This window comes from Nocardioides astragali (assembly GCF_024436375.1).
Lineage (GTDB): Bacteria > Actinomycetota > Actinomycetes > Propionibacteriales > Nocardioidaceae > Nocardioides > Nocardioides astragali.
On sequence record NZ_JAFMZM010000005.1, the window covers coordinates 371,957 to 391,887 of the forward strand.

Below are 19,931 nucleotides of genomic sequence, written 5' to 3' on the forward strand. Positions count from 1 at the left end.
TGCAGTGAGTTCGAGCGACGAGTTCTTTGAGGTCCACCCCTCCGTGCTTTTCAAGCTGGGCGAGGACCTCATCACAGACGACGCCCAGGCTCTCGTCGAGCTCGTGAAGAACTCCTATGACGCAGACGCGCAGACGGTCCGTGTCGAGATCGACACCGAGCATTGGTTTGATCGCGAGACCGGCCAAGAACTCGAGGACGGGGAGGCCGGCGCCGCGGGAGCCGTAAGGGGACGACTCAGTGTTCGCGATGACGGCCACGGCATGGATCTCGATGTGATTAGACGCGGCTGGCTCACTGTCTCGAACAGCGGCAAACGAAAGTTCAAGGCCGAAGGTCGTACGACTCGTCTGGGCCGCACGCCACTTGGGGACAAGGGGCTCGGTCGTCTTGGCGTTCAACGCCTTGGCTCGATCGTTCAGCTCGAGACAGTGCCCGTGTCCGACGTGGCTCCGACGACGTACAAAGTCTCCATCGACTGGTCGAAGTTCCTTGATGCCGACAGTCTGAGCACGGTCGCCATCCCTGTTGAGACCCAGCCCTACGCCGATGGTGACGTCAAGCCCGGCACCGAAATCCGGGTGCTGGGACTGAACAGCCTTGACTACTGGGAGGGCAAGGGCGAGCTCGATCTCCAGAAGCAACTTGCGAGCATCCTCTCGCCGTACGACAACGCGGCCGGCCTCCGTGTTTTCATCAAGATCAACGGCGTGGACGTCGACACCAGGCGTGAGGCGCGGCGCTTGCTTGATGCTGCGCCGACCATCCTGCGGTTTGCATATGCAAACGGCCAGTTGGAGATCGAATCCGCAACCCAGATTGTGTCGCTTCGTGGCCAATCGGCGGACCAAGCTGCGACCTACCGTCGCTTGGTCGTTCCCGATAACGGCTTTGCGTTCGCCACGTGGCTGCTCCGGGAGAAGGCCGCGAAGGCTAAGTCCCTGGGTGCTGAGCTCGGCGACGACAAGTACTTCCTTCGGTTCAGCCGCACCATCGACCTTGCGGACGCAGCGGACTCCCGCCACGAGGTCGGCGATCCTGGGCCGTTCTCGGGGGAGATCAGCTCGTTCACCTTCGATCGGTCCGAAGACTCCGCTCTCGATACGATGAGCGAGCTGAGGAGCTTCGCAAAGGGAATGTCTGGAATCCGGGTCTTTAGGGACGGCTTCGGAATCCGACTCGACGACGATTGGCTCGGCCTGTCTCGGCAGCAGACGACGGCGGCCTCCTACTACGGGCTCCGCCCGCTCAACTCCGCCGGATACGTGAACCTATCGGCACGTGACAACGTCGCGTTGGAGGAGACATCCAGCCGAGAGGCGTTCAGGGACACACCTGCTTGGCGGGGCTTCTACGACCTCATGCAGCAAGTGGTGAAGTTCGCTCGGGAAACCCAAGAGTTGGTCCGCCGCAACTGGGTGACCTACGCCAGGGAGCAGCTCACCCCAACAGCGCTTCCGTCTACGGCGACGCCGCTCGAGATCAGCGACCACATATCGGACCGCGCAGCGCAGGCAGCCGGCGCTAAGGGCCGCGCTGAGGAGGCCAAAGCGACGCTCAAGGAACTCGATGCGATCGTGGACGGACTGGACACGTCCGCGGCAGGCGCAGGTGAGGCGTTGTGGGTCGACCCTGAACTTCAGGCGGCGGTCACCCGCGCCAGTAGCGAGATCAGGGCAGCCCAGACAAAGTTGAGCAGCGCACTCGTCGAGGTCGATGGTGTTCTGGACATGATTCGCGACCTTCAAGGGGCGGCCGAACTGCTCCACGAGAAGATCTCGCTCGCGGACGAGCGTGTATCCGACGCCTGGGAGTCCGTTGCACTCGGTTTGAGCGCCGAGATTCTCGCTCACGAGGTCGATCACATCGCGGATCGGCTCCGCGGTCGAAGTCACCAGATCCTGGACTATCTCCGCGGCCAGGAACCGGTGGACGTGCGCTCGATCGGATACGCCGAGCACGTCCGCGCCTCCTCTGCTGAACTCGCCCGGCAAGTGTCGCGCCTCAACCCCTCGCTGCGATTTCGTCGCGAAACCCGTGGTTTGCACAAAGTCTCCGACCTTGTCGCGAGCGCCGTTGAGTTTCATCATCCTCGACTCGAATCACGCAAGATCACTCTCGTTGCAGACATTCGCCAGGACTTCATGATCCGCATCAACGAGGGCAAGTTCATGCAAATCATCGACAATCTCGTCCGGAATAGCGAGTACTGGGTCAGCCGGGAGGTCGACAGCAAGCGAAGTGATCGGGGCGAAATCACGATCACGGTCGACTCCCCATTTGTTCAGGTGCAGGACAATGGTCCGGGCGTTCCGATGAGTGTCGAGGACTCCCTATTCGATCCGTTCGTGACGACCAAGCCGGCCGCGGTCGGGCGGGGGCTCGGCCTGTTCGTCGTCTCGCAGTTGCTCGATTCCGAGGGAGGGACGGTTGAGCTGGCCGACCACCGGAACCATGCGGGTCTGCGTGACCGTTTCGATGTCGATCTCCGGACACTTCTTGTTGATCCCGAGCCCCGGACGGCCGGCCGATGACTGACGTTCCCTCGGCTGCGCGGCCGCTCGAAGACGCCGAGGCCCAGACTCCGATTGACGGTCTCGATCCTTCGACCGACGAGGCTCGCAACCGCATCGAGAAGCTCATTTCGGCACTGGGAGTGGAGGCCGTCATCTGGGTCGATGACATCCACTTTTCGGCAGGCGAGGGCAATGCGGAGGATGTAACTGAGCCGTTGGCTGCCTCGATGCCTTTGCAGGCATCTGTCGTTGAGCTGCTCCGGTCGGACGACAGCGGGGCAGGTGCTGCCGAGGTCGATGAGGATGACCCAGCAGCCATCGCTGATTTCGTGAGGGAGTCCTGGTCAGGGTTTAGCGCTGGACTCCAATCGCGACTGTTGGAGACGGCACGAACGATGCAGCAGGACCTTGCAGAGCACGTTGCTAGCGAGCAGATCGCCGATGACCTGAGGGCGCAGACGGCTCTCGCGACGGTGTTCGACGGCATCGCCGAGTTCGTTCCCATGTCCATGACGGATTGGACGGCGGGGTGGCGCGACCTGCTCCATGACGGCCGCAAGTACCTGGTGTTGTTCGACCGCACGTTTACTCGAGAGCAGCCGGGCGCTGATGACAAGGGCGAGGAGTTGCTCGGCGAGCTTGTCGGGGAGGTGTCGGTCAATGTGTGGGCTGGGCTCCTGACCCGCCACGCGAACGACGAAGCATCCGAACGTGACCTGACGCATTCGTTGAGACAGAGATTTCCTGCGCACGCTGATCGGCTCATCGCCATCGGCAAGTTTCGTACCAGCTCGTTGCAGCTCCTCCCAGCCGGTCTCCGTGCATTGTTGCTCGTGCGCGAGTTGGGTGCCTATCGGAAGCTGGTTGGGGAAGCTCTCGATGCCGCGGCACAGGCGGCTGCTTCGGCGTTCTCTGAACTGAGCGACTACGCGGTCGTCGAAGCGATCGCGGTAGCGCAGGAGGAGGGAAGTTTTGAACTCGACCATCCGTTGCGGCTCGCTCACCACGCCCACTCCGGCACGCTTGCTGTATCGCTCCGAGATGACTCGTTCGCTTCTGAGAGCTTGCCAGCACTCCGGGGCGCCTCGGTCGGCGCGTTCCGCAATGCCGAAAGCGATGCTGCTCAGATCCGTGCTCTCTTGCGGGCAGACACGTTCGAGGCAGACGAGCATGTGAATCGGCTCGGCCTGCCTGTGGAGATCGGCGACATATTCCGGATGCAGCCGCCTCCAGGCGGCGAGGCCAAGACCTTCATCCTTCTCGGTCAGGCATGCGACCTGTCGGTGCGATCGAAGGGACTTCGGACGCCGGAGATCAGAACCGTGACTTTGTCCAGGATCTTGCACGCCGCGGATGGCGGAACGGGCGGGAGCCGTCACGAAATCGGCTACCTTGAGGCCGGAAGCGACCAGCGATGGGCTATCGACCTGCGTGCGGGCTATGACCTGATGGTCCCAGTGTGCGTTCTCGATGCCACAGTCTTTAATGAGGACGGGCGCAGTGTGATCGCACTGGACTACGTCGAGTCGCGTCCGATGGCGGCGTCCTGGCTTGCACGGCTGGTGGCGCTCCAGAAGCAGGCTAAGAAGGCGATCGACACCTACGCCAGCTATGAAGGACAGTTGAAGAAGGTGTCGAGCCGAGACAAGATCCTGGCCTCGGTTGCCGCCGACCTCACTGCGGGCTCGACGGACCCCAAGTCTGGCGTCTCAGTTCAGATCGACTCACAGGCGAAAACCGTCACTTATGGCCTAGCCAGGGTCGGCCGGCTCCGGTCCGAAATCGCGATGCGGACGGCCGACATGGCGGCTCAGTATCGAAGTAGGCCGGCGTTTGAACTTGGGTTGGTACGGGAGACGGTTACCTAGCGAGCCTTGACGGTCACAAGGATGTGCTCCTTGCTCATCGTGGCACCGCTGTGATTGGTCGCAGCCATGCGCTTGCGCTTCTGGGGCAGGATCCGGTCGATCACCAGGATCGAGTCATGGCCGTGTAGTGCAAGAAAGTCCTTAGTGATTCGGACCAGCGGGACAGCCTGCTTGCCTACTCGGCGCTCGCCGAGAGTCCAGAAACTGAAGCCACTGACCCTGAGCGGAGACGTCGCGCGGCCAAGAGCAGCCTCGTAGTCCCGCGAAAACGCAACTACCTTCTTCAGGAGGTCGGGCCGATTGTCGATCAACGGCAAGAAGTCAGCCAGAGCCGAGGACTTCTCTTCGATCTCAGCCCGGTCCTTGAGCGCACCAATCTTCGAGCCTCCCAAACTCAACGAGTCGATGCGCGCCGTTGACTCAAGCAGTGTCTCGTCAAATGAACCAACAAGGTCGTTGCGGGGGATCCACTGAAGCGGGAGATAACTGTGCTGACCGTACGTAACAGTCGTCCCGTTGTCGCCATATGGGGGAGACGACATGATCGCGTCCGCGCTACCTGGGCCGATAATCTCGCTCAGGATCGATGCGCGCTGAATGTTCACGACAGGCGCAGAAGATCGCGTCGAATCTGGCTGCGCTCGCGCAATCCTTGTCCAATGCTCGCCGGCCCGGGTCGAGTTGGTCTTCCCGATCGACTCGAACATGTTAATGGCTTGGGGACGGCGATTCGAGAGATCGGTTGCAGAGTAGCTGTGGAGTTTGACGGTCGAGGTGCGGGAGTTCGACACCAAGCGAACCGTTTCGGCCATGCATACCCAGAGGAACCGCCGCATCTCTAGGTCGCCATCCGCCTGGATGGCGGCGCGCAACTTGGACAGCTCTCCGCGAACGATCGGTTGAAACCACTTCTCCACGCCGATGAAGGCATGCTCTTCAACGATCGAGCTCTGGCGGGCAGCCGCCACGACCCTGGTAACGGCGGCCAATGCGTCCGCAGCACTTGGGGGAGCCGCCTTGACGTGGCTGAGGAGCACCGCCATCGGATTGATGTCGACACCGTGAAAGTCCAGGCCTCGGTAGATCGACTCGAGCAGCACGGTTCCTGATCCCATGAACGGGTCGTAGACCCTCCTCACCGATGGATCGGCGGTGAGAAGGTCATCGAGGAGGGCGCCCTGGAGCTCAGGAACCATCATGGCCGGGTACTGGAAGAAGGCATGGCCCCCGCCGCGGCGCGGCGAGTCGGCGAAGTCCCAGTAACCCGGGCACCCAGTTTCGCGCTCGCGAATGAGTCGTTCGAGAGTTTCGGCGGCGGTGGGGGTCGCTGCCCGGGCGACAGACGACATACGGTCCCTCTCGACTAGATCGGTCGGAGTCTATCTACTCGACTACCTCCGATGTGCGCCATCAGCCGCAGGCGCGCCGGGCGTGGTCCCTACGCTCCGGCCTTGGCGTGTTACCCGAACCAGCGCCTCGACCTCCACTCGGAGCAGGTCGAGCCTGAAGCGTCCGCGGATGTCGGTGCCCGACGACACGAGGGCTCGGATTGGGCTCTCTTTGATTCGCAGAGGCCCGCAACCGTGCACCGAAGCGCTCAGGCTCAACAAGCAGTATCGGCGCAGGCCAGGGCGCATTTCGTCTGCTGAGCGCAGTCGATCGCAACGGATCGCACTTACGCACAGGCCATGAACTTGTTTCCGATGACGCATCACGTCGAATGCGTCGCTTTGCTCACCGGAACCGGTCCTGACCTGCGGTAATGCGATTCCCGCGGAGCAGGTCGAGAGCCGAAGTCTGGCCTTAAGGCTCACTTTGAGGCCCTTATGGCTCGCTTTGAGGCCGCGGAGCGGGCGCTCTACCCAGGGGCCGCTATCCAGCCTCCTGGGGGAGTGCAGTCGCGGCGGAATGCCCCAGCTGGATGGCTGTCCAAGCTGCTCCTACACCTCTGCGCCAGACCTCGATAAGGGCTTGCTTTGATTCGCAAACGCGCGCAACACGGGTCCTAGGCCAGCTATCCACGAGACCGGCATCGGCGCAGGTCAAAGACCGGTTGCGCCTCAAGAACTCAGTCGACCGCAAAGGATTGCGTTCGTGCTCAGCGTCCGACACCCGTTCCCGATGACCAGCCATCTGCGTTGCGTGGCCCTGCTGGAGAGAACCGGCCTTGACCTGCGGGAACGTGATTCGGTGCGAAGTCGCTGACCTCTGCGAACCCGCCTTTTGGCGCACCTTGGGCTCGCCATTGGCGCAAGGCCAGCTTTTGTGATGCTGCTCGGACCCCGTACCGCCCGGCGTGTTGGAGACCATCTGTCGGCGATCGATAGCGTTTCGCGATCCGGGTATCGGGCAACGGTGACGCAGATCCTTCCAGGAATGCGGCTTGGGCTTGACCGACAGGTCATCGTTGATCGTGGAGGCGAGTCTCTCGCCGAAATTGTGTCGACCATGATTGGCTACGTCGTGCCGAGGCTCGACCTCGCTGCCGTCGTTAAGGAATTACGGCGGCTCGGCCCGGCTGGAGGGGTCGACCACCTGGCGCCTGACAGTGTCGTCGGTCGTGGATCTCACATATTCACGTCAGGACATCACCCTCCCTTTCGCAGTGAACTGGCCATGCGCTGACTGAGCCCAGTCTTTGGTGACGAGGGTGAGCATGCGCGGCTCTTGCAGCGTTCAAGTCGCATCGTGGCGGCCAAATTGTCTGAACGCCAGTGCGGTGGGTGACGCAGGAGTGCTATGGATCAGTCCACCCGCGCGGCGGCGGCAAGGAGGCAGAATGGATTCGACGGGTGTACCGGCGAGCGTGTGGCTGCTGACCGTGCTCTTGCTGACCGTCATGGTGGCAGTCGACCTCGGTCTGCACGTGCGCCGGCCGCATTGCCCGACGCTGCGCGAGTCAGCGATCTGGTCGGCGGGCTACGTGGGGATCGCCTTGGTGTTTGGGCTGGCGGTCCTGGCCTACGCCGGCCCCGCGTCCGCCGCTGCGTTCTACGCCGGGTACGTGACCGAGAAGGCGCTGTCGGTGGACAACCTGTTCGTCTTCCTCGTCATCGTCGCCGCGTTCCGTGTACCTCGCGAGCACCAGCAGAAGGTGCTGCTCTACGGCGTGGTCCTGGCGCTCGTCGTTCGGACGGGCTTCATCTTCCTCGGCGTCGCGCTCATCGAGAGGTTCTCATGGACGTTCTACGTCTTCGGGCTCGCTCTGTTGTTGACCGCAGGCAAGTCACTGCGCCCTCCGGCCAAGACAAGCAGTAGCAGGCCAGACGCGGCGACGCACACACCCCGGACCGCGCGCTGGGCGCGTCGTCTGCTGCCCGACATGGCCGAGTACGACGGAGAGCGACTCGTCACCCGGCGCTTGGGCAGGTGGCAGGTCACCCCGCTGCTCGCGGTGCTGGTGGCCATCGGCGCCACCGACCTGCTGTTCGCGCTCGACTCCATCCCGGCGATCTTCGGGCTGACCCAGAACGTCTACATCGTCTTCACCGCCACCGCCTTCTCCCTGCTCGGACTGCGACAGCTCTACTTCCTCCTCGACGGCCTGCTGGAGCGTCTGGCGTACCTCGCGTACGGGTTGGCGGCCATCCTCGGGTTCATCGGCATCAAGCTGATGCTGCACGCCCTGCACGAGAACACCGTGCCCTTCATCAACGACGGTCAACCCGTGCCGGTCCACGAGGTCGGTACCGGGACGTCACTGCTGGTCATCCTCGGCATCCTGACCGTGACGGTGGTCGCGTCGCTGACCAGCCGGCGGGCGCGCTCGTTGGGAGCGCTCGCCACAGCCGAACGCCAAGTCCGCGCCTACCTGGACCCCGCGTACACCAAGGACCCGGCCGAACGAGAACGACTCCTCGAACAGATCCGCGCTCAAGCGGGCATCGTGCGGAGCACGCCGAGCGGTGCTCGTGCCCTGGACCGAGCCAGTGACGAGTTGCATGCCGTCCTCTCGGACACGGTGTCGCGGCCATAGCGCGTCGCAGCGCACCCACCGCGCAGCGCACGCCCCTCGAAGCACTGCGAGCACGCGCACCACGTGCCCCGTCGCGCTTGCGGTATGGCACACGGACGCATGTGCCGGCCGTCCGGACATCGCGCCGCGGTGACGGTCAGGTCGTGGCGGGGGAGGGCTGCATGACGCGATCCCACTCACCGAGCGTGGCCGCCGCGGAAGCGGCGTCGGTGAAGAATTCCACCAGCATCCGGTGCGGGTCTGGTGCGCTGCGCACGGACTCGTAGGGCAGCACGAACTCAGAGAGGCGAGGGTCGTAGTGCCCACCGGCGACGGTCGCCCGGTCGAAGCCGGGAGGCTCGGGGTAGGCGTAGGCGTAGAACACGCCGCCATCGTCGCCGCCGGGCCAGTAGCCGCAGCTGCTGAGCTGGTGGCTGTACGCCTCCCGCATCACCCAGTCCGGGCAGTTCGGGACGCCTCCGGGATGGGCGGGCGCCGGGCGCCCAGAGAACCTGGTTTGCGCGAGGTCGAACGAGCCCCAGAAGAAGTGAACCGGGCTGTTCTTCCCCTTGAACCCAGCTGAGACGTCATGCAAGGCCCGGTGGGTGTGAACGAAAGCGGTCCACAGGTCGACCGCGTACGCCGCGTCGTACTCGCCGGGCGCGGTGTCGTCCGGGAACGGGATCGCCACCTGCACCTCCACGGGCCTGGGGATGATCCGCACCTCAATCCCGAGGCGTGTCAGGGTGTGCATGAGCTCGGCGTAGAAGTCGGCCACCGATCGCGGATACAAGTCGACGTCGGCTTGTTCGCCGGTCACGGTCTCGACGAGAAGCTGCTGGGCACGGAAGTCGAAGGTGAGCTCGAACGGCAGCACGGGGTGCTGTATCAACGAGGTGGTCAGCCCCCGCGCCGACACGTACAGCGGGACGTGCCACCAGTGGTTGAGCGCTGAGCCGGTGGACATCCGGATCTTGCCGACGATCTGCGTCCACATGTGAAGGCTGCGCATGGTGCCGCGCCCGTCGGCGTTCGCTAGGTCGGGCCAGGCAACGGTGCGCTGTTCAACGAGGGACACGTCGTCCAGTCTCATCAACGCGCACGCGACCCGGCATCGGCCACATGACTGCACCCGGGGACACCGCTGTCCCCTTCCTAGACGAGGGCGGCGTCCTTGCCCTCGAGGGCCATCGCGGGGGGACAGTCGAGGGGACAGCTGCGGTGCGCCGCGAGCATTCCGGTGCGGTGCATCTGCTCCACGTGGCGGCGACCGGGCAGCCAGAGCGCCGCGACGCCAGCGCACACCAGCAGGCCTGCGCACCACCACAACCCTTGCGCGAGACCGGCACCGAATGCCTCGGCGTCTGTCAGGCCCCGGCTCCCGAACCCTGCGAGCAGCGGCAACGCCGCCACGATGGCCAGGTTCCCGACACGCGCTACGGCGTTGTTGATGCCGCTGGCGATGCCGACATGAGCGTCGGGTGCGGCCGCGAACACCGCGACGGCAATCGGTGCGAGCGTCATGGCCATGCCAGCGCCGACCGCACTGATCCCGGGCAGTACCGCGTACATGTAGGAGCTGTCCGCGGAGATGGTGGTCAGGCCAGCCATGCCGGCGGCAGCGGTCACGCTGCCGATGGCCACCGTGCGGCGTGGTCCGACGCGTTGAGCCCATCGGGTGGACCGCGCGGAGAAGGACAGCAAGACCAGGCTCAGTGGCGCTGTCGCAAGACCGGCTTCCCACGGCGCGTAGCCGGCGACCAACTGCAACCCGATGACGACGAGGAACAAGCAGCCACCGACTCCGGCGTAGACCGCGAACGTCACGGTCGTCACGGCGGCGAAGACGCGGGTGCCTGCCAGCTCGGGCGGCACCATCGGGTGAGCGATCGAGCGTTCGTTGACGACGAACCCGACGGCTGCGGCGACCGCGACCACCAGCGCGGCGACCACGGTCGTGTCGACACCGGAGGGGGCAGCGACCAGGGCATAGCTCAGCCCTAGCAGCGCAGCGGCGGCGAGCACCGTGCCTCCGGAGTCGAAGCGGGCCTTGGGAGTGTCCGCGCGCGTCTCGGGGACCGCTCGCAGCGCTGCGACGATGGCGACCACGGCGAGCGGCACGTTCACGCAGAACACCCACCGCCAGCTCGCGGCGTCCACGAGGATCCCCGCGAGCAGCGGCCCTACCGCTCCGGCGATCCCGGTCAGTCCGGCCCACAAGCCGATTGCGCGGGACCTTTGGTCGGGAGGGAAGCTGACCTGGACTACTGCCAACGTCGCTGGGACCAGGAGGGCTGCCCCGAGTCCTTGGACAACTCGAGCGGCGATCAGCAGCTCCAATCCGGGGGCCATGGCGCACAGGGCGGTGCCGACGGCGAACAGCGCGGCGCCCCACACCATCACTCGCCGTCGTCCCCACCGGTCGGCGAGAGCGCCCCCGCACAGCAACAACGCAGCGAGCGGCAGCGTGTACGCGTTCACCACCCACTGCAGTTGGGCCAGCGACGCTCCGGTGTCGGTCCCGATGGCCGGCAGCACCACGTTCACGGCCGTCAGGTCGAGGATCGGCATCGCTCCGGCGGTGCCGGCGGCGATCCTCACCCAGCGGCCTCGCACCGACTCCAGACGCACCTCCGCCTCGGGAGGTCGAGCAGCGTCAGCGGCGTCAGTGCGGGCTTGTGGCACCCTCGGCGGGGCGGCGCTGTCGTCAAGTCCACCGGTGCTGGACATGGCCCGTCCTCTCTCCCAGGAGTGCTTCCCGGGACAGGGCACCGCACCGCCTTGCTCACCCGCATCACCTGAATGCAGGGCACAACGAGAGACCGACGCACGCCGGGTGGAGCGGTGCCGGAGCGCGCGGCGTCCAGTTGTGGCGCGTGACCTCGTTCGGTGCTGGTTGACCGTTGCCGGTGGATCTGCTGTGTTCAGGTGATGTAGCGACGACCCGCTCGGGGTGGACTGGGCCCAGTGACCCGCTCGGCCAGAGCCCGGTACGCGCCCCTGTGCGGCTCTGGCCGAGCCCTTCTTGCGAGAGGACCTGCCATGAAGCCCACCGTCGTCTTGGTTCACGAAGCGTTCGCGGAGTCGTCGAGCTGGAACCGTGTCATCGACGCGCTGCTCAGTCACGGGCACCCGGTAGTCGCGGTGGCCAACCCGTTGCGCGGTGTCGTGCAGGACGCGGCGGCGGTCACCGACGTCGTGCGCGCCATCGCGCGGCCCGTCATCCTGGTCGGTCACTCCTACGGCGGTGCCGTGATCACCAACGTGGAGCGCAGCGCCGCGGACATCCGGGCGCTGGTCTACGTCGCCGGGTTTGCTCCTGACGCCGGCGAGTCCTGCGCCGACCTGTCGAGCATGGAGCCCGGCAGCACCCTTGGACCCACCCTGCAGTTCGTCGACCACGGCCAGCACAGCCGCGACATGTACATCGCGCAGGACAAGTTCCATGACCAGTTCTGCGCCGATCTGCCTCGCCGGGAGGCCGAGCTCCTGGCCGTGACGCAACGCCCGTGCACCGAAGCGGCCCTCAACGACCCGTCGGGCCCGGATCCGCTGTGGAAGGACATCCCCAGCTGGTTCATCTACGGCGACGAGGACCGCAACATCCCGGCTCGCGCCCACGCCTTCATGGCCGAACGCGCGGAGTCGCGCTTCACCATGGCCATCACCGGTGCCTCCCATGTGGTCGGCATGGCTCACCCGCACCGCACCGCCGAGATGATCCTCGAGGCGTCCAAGTCCACCGACCTGGTCGACGCCGGTCACGACTGACGCGCACCCACCGACGCCCCTTTCCTTATCTCGTCGGTTCCGCCGGGGCGCCACCCCCACAACCACGCTCGTCCCAGTTCTCGAACCACCGCCCCGCTTACCGCACCAGGAGTCACACATGCCCACCATCACCACCGCAGACGGCACCGAGATCTTCTACAAGGACTGGGGCACCGGGCGCCCCGTCGTGTTCAGCCACGGGTGGCCCTTGAACGCGGACGCCTGGGACAACCAGGCCAAAGCGGTCGCAGATGCCGGCTACCGGGCGGTGGCTCACGACCGCCGCGGTCACGGCCGGTCCACACAGACCTGGGACGGCCATCACATGGACCAGTACGCCGACGACCTCGCGGAAGTCATCGAGCAGCTGGACCTGCGCGACGCGGTCCTCGTCGGGCACTCCACCGGCGGGGGAGAGGTGACCCGCTACCTGGGCCGTCACGGCACCGACCGGGTCGCCAAGGCCGTCCTGCTGGGCGCGATCCCGCCGCTGATGCTGCGCACCGACGCGAACCCCGAAGGCACACCGATCGACGCGTTCGACAGCCTTCGCGCCGGCGTCGCCGACGACCGGTCGCAGTTCTACGCCGACCTGTCCGTGCCCTTCTACGGCGCAAACCGCGACGGCGCCGACGTCTCGGAGGGACTTCGCCGCTCGTTCTGGCTGTGGTCCATGCAGGTCGGCGTCAAGGCAGCCTTCGACTGCATCCAGGCGTTCTCCGAGACCGACTTCACCGACGATCTCGCCAAGATCGACATCCCCGTCCTGGTCGCCCACGGCGACGACGACCAGATCGTGCCCATCGCGGCGTCCGCCACCAAGACCGCCGAGGCGCTCACCCAAGGAACGTTGAAGGTCTACCCCGGCGCTCCGCACGGCCTGCACGGCGACTTCGAGCAGGAGTTCACCAACGACCTGCTCACCTTCATCAAGGAGTGAGCCGGGAGGGAAGTGTCGTCATGACCGCACCGGCCAGCCGCATGGCGCATCGAGACGGCCTCACCGGCCGTCTGCAGCGCACCGAAGTCCAGCGCCTCCCGTCGTCCATCCCTGGGCGCGACATCGTCCAGGTCCTCACCCAGATCCCATCCCAAACCGAGTCCGGGTGGCACACCCATCCCGGCGAGGAGGTCGGCTACATCATCGCCGGCCACGTCGAGATGATCGTCGGAGACGACCCGCCTCTCGCCCTGGCGGCCGGTGACGGCTTCACCGTTCCTCCCGACGTCGCGCACAACGCCCGCGACGTGGGCGACCATGTCGGGGTCATGTTGTCGACCTACTTGGTGCGAACGGGCGAACCCGTTGCGACGCTCCATCCGGCCCCGGCCAAGGCGCGCTGAGCGGCTGCTGCCCACACGGTGTCGTGTGGACAGCAGCCGCTGAGCCAGCGCCGCCTCAACGCCGGGTAGGTTGGCCGCTCAGTCCTCCGAGGTCGCGCACCGCCGCAGCACCGCGCTCACCTGCGCATCGCGGCGGCCGGCGCGGGCGCTCTCGCGAGGGCCAGGCAAGCTCAACACGCGGTCAGCGCAGAGGTGGTCCCTCCACCGGACGGACTCCGTAACGCAGGCTGATGTCCAGCAGCACCGCAGGGTCCGGAGGGCCTTGGAGGGAGGCGAAGTACTCGGCCTGCTTGGAACATGCCGGTGAGTCCGGGCGAGCTGATCAGGCCTAGCGTCCAGACCTCCTCGTGACCGAGGTTGGCGAAGACGTGGGGGACCTCGCGCGGTAGCCAGATGAAGCTCTCGGGTCCGACCTCGTGACGCTCGTCGCCAACCTCGACCGTCAGGACACCGGCAACGACGTAGATGCCCTCGTCCTCGTGCGTATGGACGTGACGTCCCGGGCCCGGTGCTCCAGGCGCGATGCGCCCGTCCCCGAGCGCCATGCCGTTGCTCCGGCTGCCGTCCGCGACCACGCGCCACGGTCGCGACCGGTCGACGGGAGGGCCGACGACGAGAGGGTCGAAGGTCGTCATGGCTGCAGCACCATGCGCTCGAGACTCGCACTGCGCAGTCGTTGTGACAAGGCTGTTTGCGAGCCTCTGCAATGGCGGACACGTCCACTCCCGAGGCGTCCAGCGCGACGCTGGTCCGGTCATCGGCGCGTGCCCGGAAGGTCTGGTGTGCCGCCTGGTGAGCGGCCGCATGTCTGGGGGCGCCTGTTAGATGACGAGGTTCAAGAGGAGCACTACGACCAAGCCTACGACCGAAATGGCCGTCTCCATCACCGACCACGACTTGATTGTCTGGCCGACGGTCAGGCCGAAGTACTCCTTGACGAGCCAGAAGCCGGCGTCGTTCACGTGGCTGAAGAACACGGAGCCGCACCCGATGGCCAGGACGAGCAGCGCGAGCTCAGGCGCGCCGAGCGTGGCCGCGGCGCCACTGACGATGCCGCTGGCCGTGATGGTTGCGACGGTCGCCGAACCAGTCGCCAGTCGAACCCCGACCGCGACCAGCCAGCCGAGCAGCAGCACCGAGATGCCGGAGCCTTCGGCCCAATCCCCGATGACGTTACCGACACCGGCGTCGACGAGCACGGTCTTGAACCCGCCGCCGGCCGCGACGATGAGCAGGATCGACGCGATGGCCGGAAGGCCGGAGCCCAGCGACTTCTCGACGTGCTTGCGGTCCATCCCGGTACGGAACCCGAGGAACCACATCGAGACCAGCACCGCAGCCAGCAGCGCCACGGACGGAGTGCCGATGAAGACCAACGTCTTCAGCACAGTGCTGTCCTCGTTTTCGATCGTCAGCTCGGCGATAGCGCGAGCCAGCATCAGGACCACCGGCAAGGTCACACACAACACCGCGGCCAGGAAGCTGGGTCGTCGTGAGCTCGCACCGGACGGCGGCGGTGGCTCCATCACGTCGTCGCTCCACTGCCCGGACGCACCGGAATTGGGCGCGGTGGCCGCCGCCGGTGCGGGGGATTGCCCCGACGGCACGGCGACGGCCCCGGCCAGCGCGGAGGCTCGCGCCGGGACCCACACCTCGATGGCGCGAGCGAGCAGCGGTCCGCACACGATCAGGGTGGGGATCGCCACCACGAGCCCGAGGAGCAGAGTGAGCCCCAAGTCGGCGCCGAGGTTGTCGATGGCGACCAGCGGTCCGGGGTGTGGGGGAACGAGGGCGTGGAGGATGGACAGTCCGGCCAACGCCGGGATGCCGACGCGCATGAGGGGCACGTCGAGTTTCACCGCGACGAGCAGGACCACCGGGACGAGCAGCACGACGCCGACCTCGAAGAACAGTGGGAGGCCCAAGATGGCGGCGATGGCGGCCATCGCCCACGGCAGCCCGGTCGCGCCGACGCGACCGATGATGGTGTCGACGATCGTGTCGCTGCCCCCGGAGTCGGCCAAGATGGCACCGATCATTGCGCCGAGGGCGATCAGCAGGCCGACCGCTCCGACCGTCGCCCCGAACCCGAGAGTGAAGCTGGCCACGATGTCGAGGGGGGCGACCCCGGCCACGCCTCCCATGACGGCGGCGCCGAGGATGAGGGAGATGAACGGGTGCATCTTCGCCCAGACGATCAGGACCACCACGGTCGCGATGCCGAGCAGCGCGGCGATGATGAGTTGGGCGTTGCTGGCGTCGGTCAGTGCGCTCTCGGCGAGGAGCAAGGTCTGGGGGTTCATCGTGTTCCTGTCATCTGGTGAAGGTCGAGTGCGTCGAGGACGTGGGCCAGCACGGCGTCGGGGTCGCCGTCGACGCAGACGGTGACTCCGGGCTCCTCGTCCTCGAGCGGCTCGAGGGTTTCGTACTGGCTGCGGAGCAGCGACGGGGGAAGGAAGTGCCCGGTGCGCTGGGCAATCCGTTCCGCGACCATGGGCTCTTCGCCGGCCAGGTGACAGAACCGCACTTGAGGCCGGTCTTCGCGCAGCAGGTCGCGATAGACCCGCCGCAGCGCGGAGCAGGTGACGATTCCGGACCGGCCGGCTGCGATCTCGGCGGACATGTAGTCGCCGATGCTGCGCAGCCACGGCCACCGGTCCTCGTCGGTGAGGGCTTGGCCCGAGCTCATCTTGGCGATGTTGGCAGCGGGATGGAAGCGGTCACCTTCAGCGAAGACCCACCCGGTGAGGGCGGAGACGCGTTCGGCGATCGTCGTCTTGCCGACGCCGGCGACTCCCATCATCACGATCTGCTGAACAGGTGCTGAGCTGGTCAAGGCCATGGTTCATGCTGACCGCGCCGTACGCGTTCGCGCGTCGGTTGATCGACTGCATCGCGTGACATGGTGGCGTGCCATGTCTGGTCGGATGACCGATGCTCGTGCGCTCGCGAACCGGGCACGCTCGCAGCATGGGCACCTCGATCGCTGCGCGAGCTGGCACCGGCATTGCCTGCGGGTGTGGTGGGCGATGAGCGTCGTGAGCAACGTCGTGTATCGACAGGGCCGCCGGCATGCCGCACCCGAGTCCCTCAATGCCACGTGGGAGCTGCTGCGACAACCAGCAGCGATGGCGTGGATCGACCTCCTCGACCCTGACGAGAACGAGATCATGGCGGTGGCATCCGAATTCGGCATCCATGCGCTGGCCGTCGAGGACGCGATGGACGCACACCAGCGACCCAAGCTGGAACGCTACGCAGACATCGTGTTCCTCGTGCTGCGCTGCGCCCGCCACGTCGAGTCGCGCCACCGGGTCGAGTTCGCCGAGCTGCACGTCTTCATCGGACACAACTTCGTCACCACGGTCCGCCAGCAGGCCGGACCCGACCTCCAGCGTGTACGGCGCGGGATGGAGAAATCGCCGGCGATGCTGAGCCTGGGTCCCGAGGCCGTCCTCTACGCCATCTTGGACCAGGTGGTCGACGAGTACGGACCGGTCGCCGATCAGCTGGAAGCCCGCATCGACGCCATCGAAGACCAGGTCTTCGCAGGTCAGGCCGAAGCCTCGCAGCGCATCTACGAGGCACTGCGAGACGTGACGGACTTCCAGCGCGCCACGCACCCACTCCTCGCCGTCCTGTCCGATCTGCGAGCCGACTACGCGGCGTCAGGCATGGACCAGGAGCTCCAGCACTGCCTGCGCAACGTGGAGGACCACGTCATCCACGTGGTCGACCGCATCGACGCGTTCCGCGCCATCTTGCAAGACATCCTCACCGTCAACGCCACCCTCGTGGCCCAGCGACAGAACGAGGAAGCCCGACAGCTCACCGCCGCCAGCCTGGTGCAGAACGAGGAGGTCAAGCGGATCTCGTCCTGGGCGGCCATCTTGTTCGCACCGACGCTGATCGGGTCCATCTACGGGATGAACTTCGCCCACATGCCCGAGCTGGGGTGGAGAGTCGCGTATCCCGCAGCCATCACCGCCATGGCGGTGGCCTCCGCGTCGCTGTACCTGCTGTTCAGGCGGCGCAACTGGCTATGACCGGACACCGCGGCGCAGCAGACATGCCAGGGCCACAGGCACCCGAGGCTGGGCGCTGCCTCCTGAGCTCCGGTGAGCGGGTGACGGCATGAAGACCCACGAGGAACTCCGCGCCCAGCTCGCCGCCACCCGTGAGTCCGACCTGGCGAAACGGTTGGCCGAAGCTCTGCGGAGGTCGTCGAAGTGACGCGCGACGACCACGGGTGTCCGGACTGGTTTCATCCCGAGCCGCGCGCGGGCGCTCAGCACCAGGACGCATCGCCGCGGCCCCAGCTCCTGCCACCGGGGTGGTGCCTTCGTGCTTCCCGTGCGGGTTGTCGACCGACACGAGCCCCTGCCGGTGGTCTGCGCCGCGTCCGCCGGCGCCCTGGTCACCCACCTGTGTCCGAAGAGCGCGAGTAGCGTCTCGTCATGCCGTCCGCCCAGGCCACGCTGGCGCCGCTGGTGTCCACCGCGATCGAGCACGCCTTCGGCACCGAGCACCGAGACGCGGACCCTGTGCTGCGCCCGAGCCAGTTCGCGGACCTCCAGTCCAACGCCGCCCTGCCACTGGCCAAGCGCCTCGGCATGCCACCTCGCGACGTGGCCGAACGCATCGTCGCCGCACTCGACGTTGACGACGTGTGCGACCGAGTCGAGATCAGCGGACCGGGCTTTATCAACCTGACGCTCAGTCAGGCGTGGCTGAGCTCCGCGACGCGCGTCCTAGTCTCGGATCCACGCCACGGCGTACCGCAGCCGACACCAGAGCGCATCGTCATCGACTACTCAGCACCCAACGTGGCGAAGGAGATGCACGTCGGACACCTCCGCACCACGGTCGTGGGCGACGCGCTGGCACGCCTGCTCGAACACCTGGGGCACACGGTGATCCGGCAGAACCACATCGGCGACTGGGGGACGCCCTTCGGGTTGCTGATCGAGCATCTCCTCGACGTCGGCGAGGGCTCCGACGATGCGCTGCTCGTCGAGACGGACCCGAACGCCTTCTACCAGGCGGCTCGCCGGAAGTTCGATGCTGACCCGGAGTTCGCAGCGCGTGCCCGCACGCGCGTCGTCGCCCTGCAAAGCGGCGACCCCGAGACGCTGCGGCTGTGGAAGGAGCTGCTGGACTTGTCGAAGCAGTACTTCAACGCCATCTACTCGCGACTCGGAGTCAGCCTCAGCGACGCCGACCTGGCTGGCGAGTCCTCCTACAACGACGACCTTCCCCGGGTCACCGCCGAGCTGATCGACGCGGGGATCGCCACGATCAGCGACGGCGCACTCTGCGTCTTCCTCGACGGCTTCACCGGTCGGGAAGGCAAGCCGCTGCCGCTCATCATCCGCAAGTCGGACGGCGGGTACGGCTACGCCACGACGGACCTCGCCACAGTGCGCCACCGTGTCCGGAACCTGTCCGCAGACCGCATCCTCTACGTCGTCGGGGCACCCCAGTCGTTGCACCTCGAGATGGTGTGGGCGACGGCCCGCAAGGCGGGGTGGCTGCCGGACGACGCTCAGCCCGTGCACGTCAAGATCGGCAACGTCCTCGGCCCAGATCGCAAGATCCTCAAGACCCGTTCGGGGGCACCACTGCGGCTGATGGCGCTGCTGGACGAGGCCGTCGCCACCGCCGACGCCACGATCGCCGCCGATCGCCCGGGAATGTCCGCGGCAGAGCGCGCGAGGTTGGCCCCTAGGGTCGGCGTCGGGGCGGTGAAGTACGCGGACCTCTCCGTGGCCCACGACAGCGAGTACGTCTTCGACCTCGATCGCATGGTCGCGCTCAACGGCAACACGAGCCGCTACCTTCAGTACGCGGTCGCACGCACCCGATCCATCTTCCGCAAGGCTGACGACACCGCGATGGACCTCGACTCCATCGCGATCACCCAGACCGAAGAACGCGCACTGGCGATGTCCTTGTTGGAGTTCGGCGACGTCATCGCCGAGGTGGGTCGTGCGCTCGAACCGCACCGTCTGTGCACCTACCTGTTCGACCTGGCCCAGACCTACTCGGTGTTCTACGAACAGTGCCCCATCCTCAAAGCCGCCCCGCACGTTCACGCGTCCCGGTTGGCGTTGACAGGACTCACCCGCGACGTTCTCGTCCGCGGACTGCACCTGCTCGGGATCGAAGCCCCCGCGACCATGTGACCCCGCACAGCGACGTCGGTGCACGTGACCGGGAGAAGCGGACCACTGTTCGTGCAGTCCTGGGGCATCTTGCGCGACGAGGGTGGCCCGGGTGTCGACGTGTGCGGATGAACGGTCGCCACGTCGCAAGTGGAGACGAAGGACCGTCGGCTGACCGATGATCCGGGTCGCACATCGGACCTAGGTTCGTGGTACCGGACAACGTTCGCCGGCAAGGAGACAGGAGACACGGCCATGTGGGTTACCGAGCAGACGAGCAGGACGACGCACTTGTCCCACGACCGTCCCTGTCC

Annotated in this window: 14 protein-coding genes; 8 read left to right on the forward strand and 6 right to left on the reverse strand. The window is 66.2% G+C overall.

Annotated elements, in window-relative coordinates:
- The first annotated feature begins 43 nt into the window (after positions 1–43).
- Both J3P44_RS18830 and J3P44_RS18835 read left to right on the forward strand, forming a co-directional pair.
- Positions 44–2,533, forward strand: coding sequence for an ATP-binding protein (locus J3P44_RS18830; RefSeq protein WP_255892001.1), 2,490 nt, complete (start codon positions 44–46; stop codon positions 2,531–2,533).
- Entirely contained in the window at positions 2,530–4,383 is a 1,854-nt protein-coding gene (locus J3P44_RS18835; RefSeq protein ID WP_255892002.1) for a hypothetical protein, read from the forward strand. Before J3P44_RS18830 ends, J3P44_RS18835 begins: the two co-directional genes overlap by 4 nt.
- Here J3P44_RS18835 and J3P44_RS18840 read toward each other — a convergent pair.
- Positions 4,380–5,732 (reverse strand): TRM11 family methyltransferase, encoded by a 1,353-nt coding sequence (locus J3P44_RS18840; protein ID WP_255892003.1) that lies wholly within the window; start codon positions 5,730–5,732, stop codon positions 4,380–4,382. The genes J3P44_RS18835 and J3P44_RS18840 overlap by 4 nt on opposite strands.
- A gap of 1,430 nt (positions 5,733–7,162) precedes the next feature.
- Between J3P44_RS18840 and J3P44_RS18845 the strand changes: the two genes are divergently transcribed.
- Complete coding sequence (locus tag J3P44_RS18845) at positions 7,163–8,359, forward strand: TerC family protein (protein WP_255892004.1); 1,197 nt, start codon at positions 7,163–7,165, stop codon at positions 8,357–8,359.
- A gap of 136 nt (positions 8,360–8,495) precedes the next feature.
- Here J3P44_RS18845 and J3P44_RS18850 read toward each other — a convergent pair whose 3' ends face one another.
- A complete protein-coding gene (locus tag J3P44_RS18850) occupies positions 8,496–9,416 on the reverse strand; it encodes a DUF5996 family protein (protein ID WP_255892005.1) in 921 nt (306 codons plus the stop codon).
- Between the two features lie 77 nt (positions 9,417–9,493).
- Complete coding sequence (locus J3P44_RS18855) at positions 9,494–11,068, reverse strand: MFS transporter (RefSeq protein ID WP_255892006.1); 1,575 nt, start codon at positions 11,066–11,068, stop codon at positions 9,494–9,496.
- A 312-nt stretch (positions 11,069–11,380) separates the two neighbouring features.
- Here J3P44_RS18855 and J3P44_RS18860 point away from each other — a divergent pair, with 312 nt between their 5' ends.
- The 3 genes from J3P44_RS18860 (at position 11,381) to J3P44_RS18870 (ending at position 13,453) form a co-directional block, all read left to right on the forward strand.
- Positions 11,381–12,109, forward strand: coding sequence for an alpha/beta fold hydrolase (locus tag J3P44_RS18860; protein ID WP_255892007.1), 729 nt, complete (start codon positions 11,381–11,383; stop codon positions 12,107–12,109).
- A gap of 118 nt (positions 12,110–12,227) precedes the next feature.
- The gene (locus tag J3P44_RS18865; protein WP_255892008.1) at positions 12,228–13,049 is read left to right on the forward strand and encodes an alpha/beta fold hydrolase; all 822 of its coding nucleotides are present in this window, start codon (positions 12,228–12,230) and stop codon (positions 13,047–13,049) included.
- A 20-nt stretch (positions 13,050–13,069) separates the two neighbouring features.
- Positions 13,070–13,453, forward strand: a complete 384-nt coding sequence (locus tag J3P44_RS18870; RefSeq protein WP_255892009.1) for a cupin domain-containing protein — start codon at positions 13,070–13,072, stop codon at positions 13,451–13,453.
- A 170-nt stretch (positions 13,454–13,623) separates the two neighbouring features.
- Here J3P44_RS18870 and J3P44_RS25825 read toward each other — a convergent pair whose 3' ends face one another.
- The 3 genes from J3P44_RS25825 to J3P44_RS18880 are packed head-to-tail and all read right to left on the reverse strand — an operon-like array spanning position 13,624 to position 16,295.
- A complete protein-coding gene (locus J3P44_RS25825) occupies positions 13,624–14,259 on the reverse strand; it encodes a cupin domain-containing protein (protein ID WP_372496651.1) in 636 nt (211 codons plus the stop codon).
- Positions 14,260–14,274: 15 nt separating this feature from the next.
- Entirely contained in the window at positions 14,275–15,756 is a 1,482-nt protein-coding gene (locus tag J3P44_RS18875; RefSeq protein WP_255892010.1) for a GntP family permease, read from the reverse strand.
- Positions 15,753–16,295: a gluconokinase gene (locus J3P44_RS18880; RefSeq protein WP_255892011.1), complete on the reverse strand. Its 543-nt coding sequence runs from the start codon at positions 16,293–16,295 to the stop codon at positions 15,753–15,755. Before J3P44_RS18880 ends, J3P44_RS18875 begins: the two co-directional genes overlap by 4 nt.
- A gap of 187 nt (positions 16,296–16,482) precedes the next feature.
- Between J3P44_RS18880 and J3P44_RS18885 the strand changes: the two genes are divergently transcribed.
- On the forward strand, positions 16,483–17,499 hold the full coding sequence (locus tag J3P44_RS18885; RefSeq protein WP_255892012.1) for a magnesium and cobalt transport protein CorA: 1,017 nt from the start codon (positions 16,483–16,485) through the stop codon (positions 17,497–17,499).
- Positions 17,500–17,910: 411 nt separating this feature from the next.
- The gene (gene argS / locus J3P44_RS18890) at positions 17,911–19,638 is read left to right on the forward strand and encodes an arginine--tRNA ligase (protein WP_255892013.1); all 1,728 of its coding nucleotides are present in this window, start codon (positions 17,911–17,913) and stop codon (positions 19,636–19,638) included.
- Positions 19,639–19,931 lie beyond the last annotated feature (293 nt).

Bases quoted from the DNA above. Each gene is read 5' to 3' on its own strand.
- J3P44_RS18880 (WP_255892011.1), bottom strand. From the start codon at position 16,295: ATGGCCTTGACCAGCTCAGCACCTGTTCAGCAGATCGTGATGATGGGA.
- J3P44_RS18855 (WP_255892006.1), bottom strand. From the start codon at position 11,068: ATGTCCAGCACCGGTGGACTTGACGACAGCGCCGCCCCGCCGAGGGTG.
- J3P44_RS18875 (WP_255892010.1), bottom strand. From the start codon at position 15,756: ATGAACCCCCAGACCTTGCTCCTCGCCGAGAGCGCACTGACCGACGCC.
- J3P44_RS18845 (WP_255892004.1), top strand. From the start codon at position 7,163: ATGGATTCGACGGGTGTACCGGCGAGCGTGTGGCTGCTGACCGTGCTC.
- J3P44_RS18840 (WP_255892003.1), bottom strand. From the start codon at position 5,732: ATGTCGTCTGTCGCCCGGGCAGCGACCCCCACCGCCGCCGAAACTCTC.
- J3P44_RS18885 (WP_255892012.1), top strand. From the start codon at position 16,483: ATGAGCGTCGTGAGCAACGTCGTGTATCGACAGGGCCGCCGGCATGCC.
- argS (WP_255892013.1), top strand. From the start codon at position 17,911: ATGCCGTCCGCCCAGGCCACGCTGGCGCCGCTGGTGTCCACCGCGATC.
- J3P44_RS18860 (WP_255892007.1), top strand. From the start codon at position 11,381: ATGAAGCCCACCGTCGTCTTGGTTCACGAAGCGTTCGCGGAGTCGTCG.
- J3P44_RS18835 (WP_255892002.1), top strand. From the start codon at position 2,530: ATGACTGACGTTCCCTCGGCTGCGCGGCCGCTCGAAGACGCCGAGGCC.
- J3P44_RS18870 (WP_255892009.1), top strand. From the start codon at position 13,070: ATGACCGCACCGGCCAGCCGCATGGCGCATCGAGACGGCCTCACCGGC.
- J3P44_RS18865 (WP_255892008.1), top strand. From the start codon at position 12,228: ATGCCCACCATCACCACCGCAGACGGCACCGAGATCTTCTACAAGGAC.
- J3P44_RS25825 (WP_372496651.1), bottom strand. From the start codon at position 14,259: ATGCGGCCGCTCACCAGGCGGCACACCAGACCTTCCGGGCACGCGCCG.